Source organism: Escherichia sp. KTE172 (assembly GCF_000408845.1).
GTDB lineage: Bacteria > Pseudomonadota > Gammaproteobacteria > Enterobacterales > Enterobacteriaceae > Escherichia > Escherichia coli.
In genome coordinates this window covers 5,041,225-5,054,100 of the sequence record NZ_KE137316.1, presented here as the reverse complement: position 1 = coordinate 5,054,100, position 12,876 = coordinate 5,041,225, and the positions used below count along the sequence as shown (strand labels likewise).

The window sequence follows — 12,876 nt, the reverse complement described above, 5'->3', positions numbered from 1 at the left end:
CCGGTTATGCCTTAGAGTTGCGTCAGTTTTTGCAGCATCTGATCGGTGGTGGATACCGCTTTACTGTTGATTTCGTAAGCGCGTTGCACCTGAATCATATTGACCAGTTCTTCCGCCACGTTGACGTTAGACGTTTCAACATACCCTTGATACAGCAGTCCCGCGCCGTTCAGGCCCGGCGTGCTTTCGTTCGGTGCACCGGAGGATTGCGTTTCGGTGTAGAGGTTTTCGCCAATACTCTCCAGTCCGGTATCATTCATAAAGGTGGTGAGATTGAGCTGCCCAACCTGAACCGGAGCTGCCTGGCCTTGTTGGGTTACGCTGACCACGCCATCACGACCGATGGTGATACTTAACGCATTCGCCGGAATGGTGATCGCTGGCTGCACCTGAAAACCACCAGCCGTCACCAGCTGCCCGTTCTGATCCACCTGGAAAGAGCCGTCACGGGTATAGGCTGATGAGCCATCTGGCAACATCACCTGGAAAAAGCCCTGCCCTTTAATCGCGACATCTTTGCTGTTATTGGTTTGCGACAGGTTGCCCTGGCTGTGTAAGCGTTCAGTGGCGACCGGGCGTACCCCCGTACCGATTTGTAATCCGGATGGTAAGGTGGTTTGTTCGGAAGACTGTGCCCCCGGCTGGCGAATGGTTTGATAAAGCAGATCTTCAAACACCGCGCGCTGACGCTTAAAACCGTTGGTACTAACGTTTGCCAGGTTGTTGGCAATGACGTCCATATTGGTTTGCTGGGCATCCAGGCCCGTTTTGGCGATCCATAATGAACTGATCATAAAATGTCCTGTAGTGGATTAGTGACAAGCAGAGCAGAAGCACGCGACGGTGCGAATTTCCCCTCACCCTAACCTCTCCCAAAATGGGCGAGAGAATAGTCCGCGCGCTTTTATTGCAATGTCATCAATCGTTTAATTAACTCATCGACAACAGTTGGTTGGCACGGCCTGCGTTATCATCGACGCTGCTGATCACCTTCATCTGCATTTCAAAACGCCGCGCGCTGGCAATCATGTCGCTCATTGCCGCAACGGCATTGACGTTACTGCCTTCCAGAACTCCCGACATCACACGCAAGGTTGGATCTGCCTGCAGTACCGGCCCACGCGTGGCCTGGCTTTCCGCGCTTAAACGAAAAATGCCGTCGTCACCGCGCTGCACTTCGCTGCCCGTGGCTTTCACCAGTTTCAGACGCCCCACTGGCGCAACCGTATTTGCCGGATCGCCCGGATTCAGCGCCGAGATTGTGCCATCGGCAGCAATAGTGATTTCCGCCCCTTCCGGCACAGCAATTGGCCCCGCCTCGCCTATCACCGGATGCCCCTGAATTGTCAGTTGCCCGGTGGGATCAACCTGAATGCTGCCATTACGCGTATACCCTTCGCTGCCGTCAGCGGTCTGCACGGCCAGCCAGCCATCCTGCTGCAACGCAACGTCCAGCGGGCGCGAGGTGTAATCCATCTTGCCGGGCGTCATGTCTGCACCCGGCGTTGACGCCGTTACCAGCGTGCGCGTGGGCAGTGAAAGCCCTTCCACCGGCACTGCGCGCAAGGCGTTTAACTGCGCGCGAAAACCGGGCGTAGAGGCATTGGCCAGATTACTGGCGGTTACCGCCTGTTGATTCAACGTCTGGCTGGCTGCTCCCATCGCGGTATAAATTGCGTGATCCATTGAGCTATCCCGTCAGCGATTAGCGTAAGTTAACCAGCGTGTTGAGGATCTGGTCCTGGGTTTTGATGGTCTGGGCGTTAGACTGATAGTTACGCTGGGCAACGATCATATTGACCAGTTCTTTACTGAGATCGACGTTGGACGCTTCCAGCGCACCGTTGGTCAGGGTGCCAAAGTTGCCCGTCCCGGCCGTCCCCAACAGCGCCACGCCAGAAGATTGCGTCGCAGACCAGACGTTGTCGCCTTCGGATGCCAGACCTTCGTTGTTGGCAAAGTTCGCCAGTACAATCTGCCCCAGCAGTTGGGTTTGTTCGTTGGAATAGTTGCCGACAACCGTACCGTCATCATTGATTTGATAACTCACCAGATCGCCCGGTTTGTAGCCGTTCTGGGTGGTTACCACAATGTTGTTAGCACCGGTATTTTGCTGCATGGAGTTGAGGAAGCTCAGGCTAAACGTGGCGGGATCTGCGCCGTTAATTGCGCCAGTGGTAATATTCGCTGTTGGATTTGAGGTCAGAACACCATTGGCATTAAACACCAGCGTCATTGCATGGTCAGCTGTGCCTGTTGGATCACTACTATCCTGGGTGTAGACCTGCCAGTTATTATCCCCGGTCTTCACAAAGTAGACGCTCATGTCATGAGCATTACCCTGACTATCGAAAACAGTCACCGAACCTTTTTTGTTATAGCTATCCGCATTGCTGGCATCAAATGCGTTAACAGAGGGAAGCGGATCACTGGAATTCAGGTTGATCTGCATCGACGCCGTGGTGGTAGTTTTCGCTGCCATCAGGGTATTCGGAATCGAAATATTGGTCGGATTCGCCCCTTGCTGAATAGTCGGCGGCGTACCGGTTGCCGGGTAACCCGTCAGCTGTAAACCTTGCATATTCACCAGGTTACGGTTTTCATCCAGCTTAAATTGTCCGTTACGGCTGTAGAACACCGAACCGTTGCTGTCTACCAGACGGAAAAAACCGTTCTGGCTGATAGCAACGTCCAGACCTCGCCCGGTGTTGGTAGTCGTGCCATCGGTAAAGTCCTGGGTGATACCGGCAACTTTTACCCCCAGTCCCACTTTCGAACCGGCAAACATATCGGCAAAAGAGGCCGTGCCTGATTTAAAGCCGTAGGTGGCGGAGTTGGCGATATTGTTGCCAATAACATCGAGGTTGGTGGCGGCAGCGTTTAATCCGCTAACCGCTTGAGAAAAGGCCATGACTGACTCCTGAAATGTGAAGGCTTAAATTATCTGCCGTACTTCGTCGAGGGTGGTGGTGCCGTAAGTGCCGAGATCCAGCGTATTACCGTTGTTGCCGCGGATCACACCCTGCACCAGAGCAAACTGCAGCGGCTGGGCAACCAGTTGTGTACCACCGTTACTGGCGCTAATCGCTACGTTGTAAGAACCGTTCGGCGCAGTGGTGCCGTCAGTCAACGTACCGTCCCAGGTGAAACTGTGGACTCCGGCGGTCAGTTCACCAATATCAATGGTACGGACAACCGCGCCATTTTTATCGGTGATGGTGGCCGTAACTTTGTCTGCCGCCTGTTGCAGCTCAACACCAAACGGCGTGGTCGTGGTCACAGCCCCTTCTTCACTGCCGGTTCCCGCAAGAACAGTGGTGCCGGGGATCATCACGCCGTGACCGATCAGGTTACTGGCCTGTAACGACTGGCTGTTATCAATCTGTCCGGAAATAGATCCGAGCGTGGTATTGAGTTTTTCAATCCCGCTGACCGTGCTGATTTGAGCCAATTGCGACGTCAGCTCGTTGTTTTCCATTGGATTGGTCGGGTCCTGGTTTTTCAGCTGCGCCACCAGCAAAGTCAGAAAACTGCTTTGTAAATCTGCGGCGTTGCTGCCCGTGAGCGAACTACTACTGGTGGTGCTGACGCCGGTATTTGTCGGATCGGTGGTGGTTACCGCAATGGACATAGTTTTCTCCTTTATTGACCGAGCGTAAGGGTTTTCAGCATCATGCTTTTCACCGTGTTGAGCACTTCAACATTGGCCTGATAGCTGCGTGACGCCGACATGGTGTTAACCATCTCTCCGACGACATCAACGTTTGGCATTTTCACGTAGCCCTTTGCATCCGCCAGCGGATTACCCGGTTCATAAACCAGTTTGTCCGGGGCCTGACTTTCTATAACATCGGCAACCTTTACGCCGCCTGTCGCAGCACCTGGTGCAGCGTTAACCTGGAATACCACCTGTTTTGCCCGATATGGCTGTCCATCGGGACCGGTCACGCTATCAGCATTCGCCAGATTACTGGCCGCCACGTTCAGGCGCTGGGACTGGGCAGTTAACGCCGACCCGGCGATATCAAAAATATTCAGCAGTGCCATCCGTTAATTTCCGCTCTGTAAAACGTTCATCATGCCTTTGATTTGCCCGCTCAACGCGCTAAGGCTCATCTGGTATTGCAGGCTGTTATCGGCAAACTGGGTGCGTTCGCGATCCATATCGACGGTATTACCGTCAAGCGAAGGCTGGTCCGGAATACGGTATTGCAGTTCTGCGGTAGGAGGCGTCAGCGCCTGCGCCGGAATGTGTTGCGTTGAGGTCATCGTCAGTGCAACCACACTGGTTGCATCCCGTCCACGTTGCATGACTTTTTTAAGTTCACTGGCAAAATCGATATCGCGCGCCTGATAACCAGGGGTATCGGCATTGGCGATGTTTGCTGCCAGCACTTCCTGACGCTGGGCGCGCAGATTGAGCGCCTCTTGTTGAAAACGTAAGGCGGCGTCGAGCTTATCGAGCATATCTCCTCCGCAGGTATCAAAATTCTGCCATCAGCTTAAATGCCTTTACGCGCGCGTTATCGGCGGAATAAACGCAAAATGGGTCGCTATTTATGCCGTTGATGGTCATTGCGGACAGGTACAATTCACGTTGTAGAAATGGCAGGAGGCGAAAATGCTGGCAATAAAACGTAGCGTGGCGATCATCGCGATACTGTTCAGTCCGTTAAGTGCGGCGAGCAATCTCGCATCGCAATTGCACACCTTTTTTAGCGCCCAGCTCGCGGGGGTAAGTGATGAGGTTCGTGTTTCTATTCGTACAGCGCCCAATCTACTACCGCCGTGCGAGCAGCCATTGCTTTCGATGAGCAATAATTCCCGCCTGTGGGGCAATGTGAATGTGTTGGCACGCTGCGGTAACGACAAACGATATTTACAGGTTAATGTGCAGGCCACAGGAAATTATGTGGTTGCCGCAATGCCCATTGTGCGGGGAGGAAAGCTGGAAGCTGGCAATGTCAAACTGAAACGCGGACGGCTGGACACCTTGCCACCGCGTACGGTGCTGGATATCAATCAACTTGTTGATGCCGTTAGCCTGCGCGATCTATCACCCGATCAACCTATCCAGTTAACCCAGTTTCGCCAGGCATGGCGGGTAAAAGCGGGACAACGCGTCAACGTGATCGCCAGTGGTGATGGGTTTAGCGCCAACGCAGAAGGTCAGGCGCTGAACAATGCTGCCGTCGCACAGAATGCGCGGGTGCGCATGGTATCGGGACAGGTGGTCAGCGGCGTTGTTGATGCAGATGGGAATATTCTTATAAACCTGTAAGCTGTTAAAGATTACCCGTCCCTTGCCGATAAATAAGCAACACATGATAAAAGCGCCCTCAATGAGGAATAAACAATGAGTATTGATCGCACTTCGCCTCTGAAGCCCGTAAGCACCGTTCAACCGCGCGAAACCACTGACGCGCCGGTAACGAACACCCGGGCGGCAAAAACAACCGCCTCCACCAGCACCAGTGTGACGTTAAGCGACGCGCAAGCAAAACTGATGCAACCCGGCAGCAGTGATATCAATCTTGAACGTGTCGAAGCGTTAAAACTGGCGATTCGTAACGGTGAACTAAAAATGGACACCGGCAAAATTGCCGATGCGCTGATCAACGAAGCGCAGCAAGACTTGCAGAGTAACTGATCGTATGACGCGTCTTGCAGAGATCCTCGACCAGATGTCCGCTGTGCTTAACGATCTCAAAACGGTAATGGATCAAGAGCAGCAACATCTCTCTATGGGGCAGATCAACGGCAGTCAGTTGCAATGGATTACAGAACAAAAAAGCTCTCTGCTGGCGACGCTGGATTACCTCGAACAGTTACGCAGGAAAGAACCCAATTCAGCAAATAGCGTTGATATTAGTCAACGCTGGCAGGCAATTACTGTGAAAACGCAGCAACTACGCCAAATGAATCAACATAACGGCTGGTTACTGGAAGGACAGATTGAGCGCAACCAACAAGCACTGGAAATGTTGAAACCGCATCAGGAACCGACGCTATATGGGGCAAACGGTCAGACCTCAACAACCCATCGCGGCAGTAAAAAGATTTCGATCTGAAGATTATCTCCGGCCTGCACTGCAGGCCGGAATGCATTGTTACACCGTCCGGCGGGCAAACTCTTTAACTTTGAAGCCCAGTACCGCCAGTGCAGCAAAGTACGCGGCAATCCCCGCCAGCACGACCGCCATTAAACGCAGTAAGCGCCAGGGCATGGTACCCAATGACCACTCCGGCATGATATGTAACATACCTAAAAGCACGCCCGACATCACCAGTACCGCCACTACCAGACGCAACAGAAACGCCATCCAGCCAGGTTGCGGGGTAAAGATTTTCTGCTTACGCAACTGCCAGTAAAGCAGCGAAGCATTCAGACACGCCGCCAGACCAATAGAAAGTGACAGCCCGGCATGTTTCAACGGACCGATAAACGCCAGGTTCATCAATTGCGTTAAAATCAGCGTAACGATGGCAATTTTCACTGGCGTTTTAATGTCCTGGCGGGAATAAAAGCCAGGAGCCAACACTTTCACTACAATCAGGCCAATCAAACCCACCGAGTAGGCAATTAACGCCCGCTGGGTCATCAGCGCATCAAAGGCGGTAAATTTACCGTACTGGAACAGCGAAACGGTTAACGGACCTGAAAGAATGCCCAACGCAACCGCACTCGGCAGCGCCAACAGGAAACAAAGACGCAGCCCCCAGTCCATCAAACGGTTGTATTCATCATGATTGCCACTGGCAAAACTTTTCGACAGCGACGGCAGCAAAATGGTGCCAAGCGCCACGCCCAGTACACCGGACGGAAACTCCATTAAGCGGTCGGCGTAATACATCCAAGACACCGAACCGGAAGCAAGAAACGAGGCAAAAATGGTGTTGATGATTAAGGAGATCTGACTCACAGAGACGCCAAGGATCGCCGGTCCCATCTGTTTCACCACGCGCATTGCTCCGGCATCGTGGAAGTTAATGCGCGGCAGGACCAGCATGCCGATCTTCTTCAGATGCGGTAGCTGATACACCAGCTGCAGGATGCCGCCCACCGTAACAGCCCACGCCAGCGCCAGCACCGGTGGATTAAAGTACGGTGCGGCAAACAGCGCAAAGCCAATCATGCTGATATTGAGCAATGTCGGGGCAAACGCCGGAATCGAGAAGCGGTTCCACGTATTCAGAATCGCTCCCACCAGCGACGCCAGGGAGATCAGCAAGATATAGGGAAAGGTAATCTTTAGTAGCTGGCTGGTCAGGGCAAATTTGTCAGCTGTGTCAGCGAAGCCTGGCGCGGTCACCATGATCACCCACGGTGCGGCGAGCATGCCAGCGACCGTCACAACCGCCAGCGCAAGTGTCAGCAGGCCAGAAACATAAGAGACAAAGACCCGCGTGGCGTCTTCACCCTGCTTACTTTTATATTCCGCCAGAATCGGTACAAATGCCTGGGAAAATGCCCCTTCGGCAAAGATACGGCGTAACAAGTTAGGAAGTTTAAAAGCGACGAAAAAGGCGTCGGTTGCCATCCCTGCGCCAAAGATTCTGGCGACAATTGCGTCACGTGCGAAGCCAAGCACACGCGAAAACATGGTCATCGAGCTGACGGCGGCCAGCGATTTTAATAAATTCATCGGTGTTCTAATCCAGACCCACGGGCAAAACGCCTGCAAGGCAGGCGCTGAAAGAGGCGAATAGTCTACCTGGATTATGGTGAATTGCTACCGCCAGATGTTACAGGGTTTATTCACTCATCGCATCGCGCCAGATCTTGTCAACGATACGTTGCGCCAGCACTGCCTGTTCGCCGGCGGTTTGCGGAACTGTCTGATTTTGCACACATTCAATGAAGTGCCGCGCACAGCCGACAAATCCACGTTGCTCAAGCGTACTCTGCCAACCAGGAATCGGTTTATGCACTACGCCCTGCCCGCGCTCCTCACGCCATTCGCGCATATCCGTAATGTCGATGAGCGCACCGTCAGTCACGGCCTGCACGGTTTCACGCTGGCTTCCGGCACGGCGATGCATACAGGTGGTGATCTGCAAAGGACCGGCCGAAAAATGGTGCTCGGCAAACAGCATTTCGCCAGCGTCATTAGTCAGTAGCGTACCGCCATCCAGAGAGGCTTTACCGCCCGACAACCACAGCGCGGTATCCACCACATGCAGATAATCATCCAGCAACGTGAAATAAAGATCGTGTGGCCCGACGCTATTGCTACGATGTTTATCCATTCTTAGCGAGGCTGCGGTGGCGAGTTGCGTTTTTAACTCACCGTAGAGTGGTGCGAAACGACGGTTAAAACCGACCATCAACGTCAGTTTTTTCCGTGCCGCAAGTTCCACCAGCCGTTCAGCATCGCGCAGATTTTCTGCCAGCGGTTTATCGACACAGACATGTACCCCCGCATTGAGTAACGTACTGACCACGTCAAAGTGGCTGGCGGTGCTGGAATGCACAAAAACCGCATCGCAACTGGCGGCAAGGCTGGATAACGAATCGGCATAAGGAATGCGCCAGCTGTCACAAATTGGCAAGGCTTTCGCGCGCGTAGGCGACCACGCACCTTGTAACGTCCAGTCAGACGCTGCCGCCAGCACCGGTAACCACGCCTTTTGCGCGATGCCGCCTAACCCCACTACGCCGATACGTAATTTTTTCACTTTAATCTCCCAGATGGGCCAGCAACGAATCAAGACGCTGTTTCAGTTCTGCCACTTCGATTTCCAGGGCTTCAACGCGTGCCTGTAAATCACCGTCAACCGCGTTCGACATATCCATCACCGCCGGCTGATCTTCAACCTCACCACTGAAAAGATGCATGTAGCGGCTTTCACGTTTACCCGGTTCGCGGGCCAGACGCACCACAAAAGGACCATCTTCGCGATTTGCCAGTTGTTCCAGCGTCGACTCCACTTCCGCCATATCGCTGAATTCATACATTCGCGCGGCGCGGCTGCGCAGTTCACCCGGCGTCTGGGCACCACGCAATAACAACGTGGTGATTAACGCCACTTCTGCGGCGCTCAGTTTCAGATCGCCAAATTCTGAATTACAAAAACGTTGCTCATATTTGGTGACCCGATTACCAAAACCGCTCACTGTGCGTAGATAATGACGTTTGACCAGATTATCCAGCTGTTCCTGCACTTCGGATTCACTCAGATTCATGACCGGTTCACGGTTCGTTTTCTGATTACAGGCCGTGACTACACCATTGACTGAGAGCGGGTATTGCTCCGGCGTGGTCACCTGCTTTTCCAGCAAGCAACCAATCACGCGAGCTTCAAGGGCAGTAAGTTGATATTTCATGAGATTCTCCTTAGCGGCCGGGCGTCCAGTCTGGGGTAGTTAATGCCGTCAGTACGTGATCGCGCCATTGTCCATCAATCAACAGATAGTCTTTCGCATAGCCTTCTTTTTCAAAACCCAGTCGCGCCAGTAAATCACCGCTGCGTTTATTGTGCGGCATATAATTAGCCATAATGCGATGAATATGTTGGGTGCGCTGCATATAACGAATGGCTGCGCTCAGGGCTTCAAACATGAGTCCTTTGCCCTGCCATTTTTGCCCAATCGAATAACCGAGATAGCAGGCATGAAAAGAGCCACGAACAACATTGGAAAAATTGGCAACGCCAATAATCTCTTTTTCGTCCGGGTCGAATAAGCCAAAGTAGAAAGCTGAACCTTGTTTATGAAATTCGTTAATCATCCCTAGCCTGGCCTGCCAGCCTGATGGATAACAGTGGCTTTCGTCGCGCACTGGCTCCCAGGGCTTGAGGAAATGGCGATTCTCTGCGTAATAATCCGCCAGACGCCAGGCATCACGATCATGCACCAGACGCACGACCAGTCGGTCTGTGGTTAAGCGCACTTTTGGCACGTTACTGCGATAGCCAAACATTCTATACCTACTCCTTCCCGTAACGTCTTTAATACGCTGTAAGTATTACTATACCTGCGCAACCAGACCCTGTGAAAAGTCCAGAATGCCATTTTCTGCATTATTCACATATTTGATAAAAACTCTCTATCAAAGCGACGTTTTGATAAAAAAATATTGTCCCCGAAATGATGGGAAAAGTCTTAGCGGCAATGCAGAATAGAAAGTGCTCATCTTTTATTTCCCGGGAGGGGAAATGTCCCGCGTGTCGCAGGCCAGGAACCTGGGTAAATATTTCCTGCTCATCGATAATATGCTGGTCGTGCTGGGGTTCTTTGTTGTCTTCCCGCTGATCTCTATCCGCTTCGTTGATCAAATGGGCTGGGCCGCCGTCATGGTCGGTATTGCCCTCGGTCTACGCCAGTTTATTCAGCAAGGTCTGGGTATTTTCGGCGGCGCAATTGCCGACCGCTTTGGTGCCAAACCGATGATTGTTACCGGTATGCTGATGCGTGCCGCCGGATTCGCCACAATGGGTATCGCCCACGAACCGTGGCTACTGTGGTTTTCATGCCTGCTCTCGGGACTCGGCGGCACGTTGTTTGATCCGCCGCGTTCGGCGCTGGTGGTGAAACTAATCCGTCCACAACAGCGTGGTCGTTTTTTCTCGCTGTTGATGATGCAGGACAGTGCCGGTGCGGTCATTGGCGCATTGTTGGGGAGCTGGCTGTTGCAATACGACTTTCGCCTGGTCTGCGCCACAGGGGCAGTTTTGTTTGTGCTGTGTGCAGCGTTCAATGCGTGGTTGTTACCGGCATGGAAACTCTCCACTGTACGCACGCCCGTTCGCGAAGGCATGACCCGCGTGATGCGTGACAAGCGTTTTGTCACCTATGTCCTGACGCTGGCGGGTTACTACATGCTGGCTGTACAAGTGATGCTGATGCTGCCAATTATGGTCAACGACGTGGCGGGCGCGCCCTCTGCCGTTAAATGGATGTATGCCATTGAAGCGTGTCTGTCGTTAACGTTGCTCTATCCTATCGCCCGCTGGAGTGAAAAGCATTTTCGTCTGGAACATCGGTTGATGGCTGGGCTGTTGATAATGTCATTAAGCATGATGCCAGTGGGCATGGTCAGCGGCCTGCAACAACTTTTCACCCTGATTTGTCTGTTTTATATCGGGTCGATCATTGCCGAGCCTGCGCGTGAAACCTTAAGTGCTTCGCTGGCAGACGCAAGAGCTCGCGGCAGCTATATGGGGTTTAGCCGTCTGGGTCTGGCGATTGGCGGCGCTATTGGTTATATCGGTGGCGGCTGGCTGTTTGACCTGGGCAAATCGGCGCACCAGCCAGAGCTTCCGTGGATGATGCTGGGCATTATTGGCATCTTCACTTTCCTTGCGCTGGGTTGGCAGTTTAGCCAGAAACGCGCCGCGCGTCGTTTGCTGGAACGCGACGCCTGATTTGATACTCCCCCCTGACTCCTCCATACTGAAAGTGAACTGACAGCCAAATGGAGGAGTCACGTGAAGCTATACATTTACGATCACTGCCCTTACTGCCTCAAAGCCCGCATGATTTTCGGCCTGAAAAATATCCCCGTCGAATTACATGTTCTGCTCAACGACGACGCAGAAACACCCACCCGGATGGTCGGTCAAAAACAGGTTCCCATTCTGCAAAAAGATGACAGCCGCTATATGCCAGAAAGCATGGACATCGTTCACTATGTCGATAAACTCGACGGCAAACCGTTACTGACCGGCAAACGTTCCCCTGCCATTGAAGAGTGGCTGCGCAAGGTCAATGGCTACGCCAACAAACTGCTGTTGCCGCGTTTTGCCAAATCGGCATTTGATGAGTTTTCTACTCCTGCCGCGCGCAAATATTTCGTCGACAAGAAAGAGGCCAGCGCGGGTAATTTTGCCGACCTGCTGGCCCACTCTGACGGTCTGATTAAGAATATCAGCGATGATTTACGTGCGCTGGACAAACTGATCGTCAAACCGAACGCCGTGAATGGCGAACTTTCGGAAGATGATATTCAGCTATTTCCGCTCCTGCGTAATCTGACGCTGGTAGCCGGAATCAACTGGCCAAGCCGCGTTGCTGATTACCGCGATAATATGGCGAAACAGACACAAATCAATTTGTTATCATCAATGGCGATTTAATCCTGACCCGCCGCGGCAGCCTGTATTCGCGGGTTGCCGCCGTTTTCAGTTTTTTCTGCTGGCGCGTTTATCGCTGGTGACACATGCTGCGTTGTGTCAGGATATTGACGCAGATTTCATGTCGAGGACTACCATGAACAAGTTTTTATTTGCCGCTGCATTGATCGTCAGTGGCCTGCTCGTTGGCTGTAATCAACTCACCCAATACACCATCACCGAACAAGAAATTAACCAGTCGCTTGCGAAACATAATAATTTCTCAAAAGATATCGGTTTACCCGGCGTGGCTGACGCCCATATTGTTCTGACAAACCTGACCAGCCAAATTGGTCGCGAAGAGCCGAATAAGGTTACCTTAACCGGAGACGCCAATCTGGACATGAACTCCCTGTTCGGTAGCCAGAAAGCGACCATGAAACTGAAGCTGAAAGCGCTGCCCGTGTTTGATAAAGAAAAAGGTGCGATCTTCCTGAAAGAGATGGAAGTGGTCGATGCGACGGTACAACCGGAAAAAATGCAAACGGTGATGCAAACGTTGCTCCCCTATTTGAACCAGGCATTACGCAATTACTTTAACCAGCAACCAGCTTACGTCCTGCACGAAGATGGCAGCCAGGGCGAAGCAATGGCGAAGAAACTGGCGAAAGGCATTGAAGTGAAGCCAGGCGAAATTGTCATTCCGTTTACGGATTAATCACGAGGGCGCATTCGCGCCCTTTATTTTTCGTGCAAAGGAAAACGTTTCCGCTTATCCTTTGTGTCCGGCAAAAACATCCCTTCAGCCGGAGCATAGAGATT

General features: G+C 52.6%; 16 protein-coding genes. 6 read left to right on the top strand and 10 right to left on the bottom strand.

Annotated elements, in window-relative coordinates:
• Window positions 1-11: 11 nt before the first annotated feature.
• The 6 genes from flgG to flgB form a co-directional block, all read right to left on the bottom strand.
• The gene (gene flgG / locus G434_RS00555; RefSeq protein WP_000625837.1) at window positions 12-794 is read right to left on the bottom strand and encodes a flagellar basal-body rod protein FlgG; all 783 of its coding nucleotides are present in this window, start codon (window positions 792-794) and stop codon (window positions 12-14) included.
• A 136-nt stretch (window positions 795-930) separates the two neighbouring features.
• Window positions 931-1,686, bottom strand: coding sequence for a flagellar basal-body rod protein FlgF (flgF, locus tag G434_RS00560; RefSeq protein ID WP_000349311.1), 756 nt, complete (start codon window positions 1,684-1,686; stop codon window positions 931-933).
• A 19-nt stretch (window positions 1,687-1,705) separates the two neighbouring features.
• Window positions 1,706-2,911: a flagellar hook protein FlgE gene (flgE, locus tag G434_RS00565; RefSeq protein ID WP_000885858.1), complete on the bottom strand. Its 1,206-nt coding sequence runs from the start codon at window positions 2,909-2,911 to the stop codon at window positions 1,706-1,708.
• Between the two features lie 24 nt (window positions 2,912-2,935).
• Window positions 2,936-3,631, bottom strand: a complete 696-nt coding sequence (flgD, locus tag G434_RS00570) for a flagellar hook assembly protein FlgD (RefSeq protein ID WP_000020493.1) — start codon at window positions 3,629-3,631, stop codon at window positions 2,936-2,938.
• A gap of 11 nt (window positions 3,632-3,642) precedes the next feature.
• Window positions 3,643-4,047, bottom strand: a complete 405-nt coding sequence (flgC, locus tag G434_RS00575) for a flagellar basal body rod protein FlgC (protein WP_001196460.1) — start codon at window positions 4,045-4,047, stop codon at window positions 3,643-3,645.
• A 3-nt stretch (window positions 4,048-4,050) separates the two neighbouring features.
• Window positions 4,051-4,467, bottom strand: coding sequence for a flagellar basal body rod protein FlgB (gene flgB / locus G434_RS00580; protein WP_000884702.1), 417 nt, complete (start codon window positions 4,465-4,467; stop codon window positions 4,051-4,053).
• Between the two features lie 154 nt (window positions 4,468-4,621).
• Here flgB and flgA point away from each other — a divergent pair, with 154 nt between their 5' ends.
• From flgA to flgN, 3 genes are all read left to right on the top strand, one after another.
• Window positions 4,622-5,281, top strand: coding sequence for a flagellar basal body P-ring formation chaperone FlgA (gene flgA / locus G434_RS00585; protein ID WP_000879687.1), 660 nt, complete (start codon window positions 4,622-4,624; stop codon window positions 5,279-5,281).
• A 75-nt stretch (window positions 5,282-5,356) separates the two neighbouring features.
• Window positions 5,357-5,650 (top strand): flagellar biosynthesis anti-sigma factor FlgM, encoded by a 294-nt coding sequence (gene flgM / locus G434_RS00590; RefSeq protein ID WP_000020884.1) that lies wholly within the window; start codon window positions 5,357-5,359, stop codon window positions 5,648-5,650.
• Between the two features lie 4 nt (window positions 5,651-5,654).
• Complete coding sequence (gene flgN / locus G434_RS00595) at window positions 5,655-6,071, top strand: flagella biosynthesis chaperone FlgN (RefSeq protein WP_000197348.1); 417 nt, start codon at window positions 5,655-5,657, stop codon at window positions 6,069-6,071.
• A gap of 39 nt (window positions 6,072-6,110) precedes the next feature.
• Here flgN and murJ read toward each other — a convergent pair whose 3' ends face one another.
• The 4 genes from murJ to rimJ all read right to left on the bottom strand — a co-directional run bounded on the left by murJ (window position 6,111) and on the right by rimJ (window position 9,923).
• Complete coding sequence (murJ, locus tag G434_RS00600; protein ID WP_001050672.1) at window positions 6,111-7,646, bottom strand: murein biosynthesis integral membrane protein MurJ; 1,536 nt, start codon at window positions 7,644-7,646, stop codon at window positions 6,111-6,113.
• 109 nt (window positions 7,647-7,755) lie between these two features.
• Window positions 7,756-8,679 (bottom strand): Gfo/Idh/MocA family protein, encoded by a 924-nt coding sequence (locus G434_RS00605; RefSeq protein WP_000736134.1) that lies wholly within the window; start codon window positions 8,677-8,679, stop codon window positions 7,756-7,758.
• A 1-nt stretch (window position 8,680) separates the two neighbouring features.
• Window positions 8,681-9,328 carry a YceH family protein gene (locus tag G434_RS00610; RefSeq protein WP_000877109.1) on the bottom strand — a complete coding sequence of 216 codons (648 nt, stop codon included), beginning with the start codon at window positions 9,326-9,328 and terminating at the stop codon, window positions 8,681-8,683.
• A gap of 10 nt (window positions 9,329-9,338) precedes the next feature.
• On the bottom strand, window positions 9,339-9,923 hold the full coding sequence (gene rimJ, locus G434_RS00615; RefSeq protein WP_000468182.1) for a ribosomal protein S5-alanine N-acetyltransferase: 585 nt from the start codon (window positions 9,921-9,923) through the stop codon (window positions 9,339-9,341).
• Window positions 9,924-10,158: 235 nt separating this feature from the next.
• Between rimJ and mdtH the strand changes: the two genes are divergently transcribed.
• The 3 genes from mdtH to G434_RS00630 all read left to right on the top strand — a co-directional run bounded on the left by mdtH (window position 10,159) and on the right by G434_RS00630 (window position 12,772).
• The gene (gene mdtH, locus G434_RS00620) at window positions 10,159-11,367 is read left to right on the top strand and encodes a multidrug efflux MFS transporter MdtH (protein ID WP_000092206.1); all 1,209 of its coding nucleotides are present in this window, start codon (window positions 10,159-10,161) and stop codon (window positions 11,365-11,367) included.
• A gap of 63 nt (window positions 11,368-11,430) precedes the next feature.
• Window positions 11,431-12,078, top strand: a complete 648-nt coding sequence (grxB, locus tag G434_RS00625; protein WP_000780912.1) for a glutaredoxin 2 — start codon at window positions 11,431-11,433, stop codon at window positions 12,076-12,078.
• Between the two features lie 133 nt (window positions 12,079-12,211).
• Window positions 12,212-12,772, top strand: coding sequence for a lipoprotein (locus G434_RS00630; protein ID WP_001309405.1), 561 nt, complete (start codon window positions 12,212-12,214; stop codon window positions 12,770-12,772).
• Window positions 12,773-12,876: the final 104 nt, after the last annotated feature.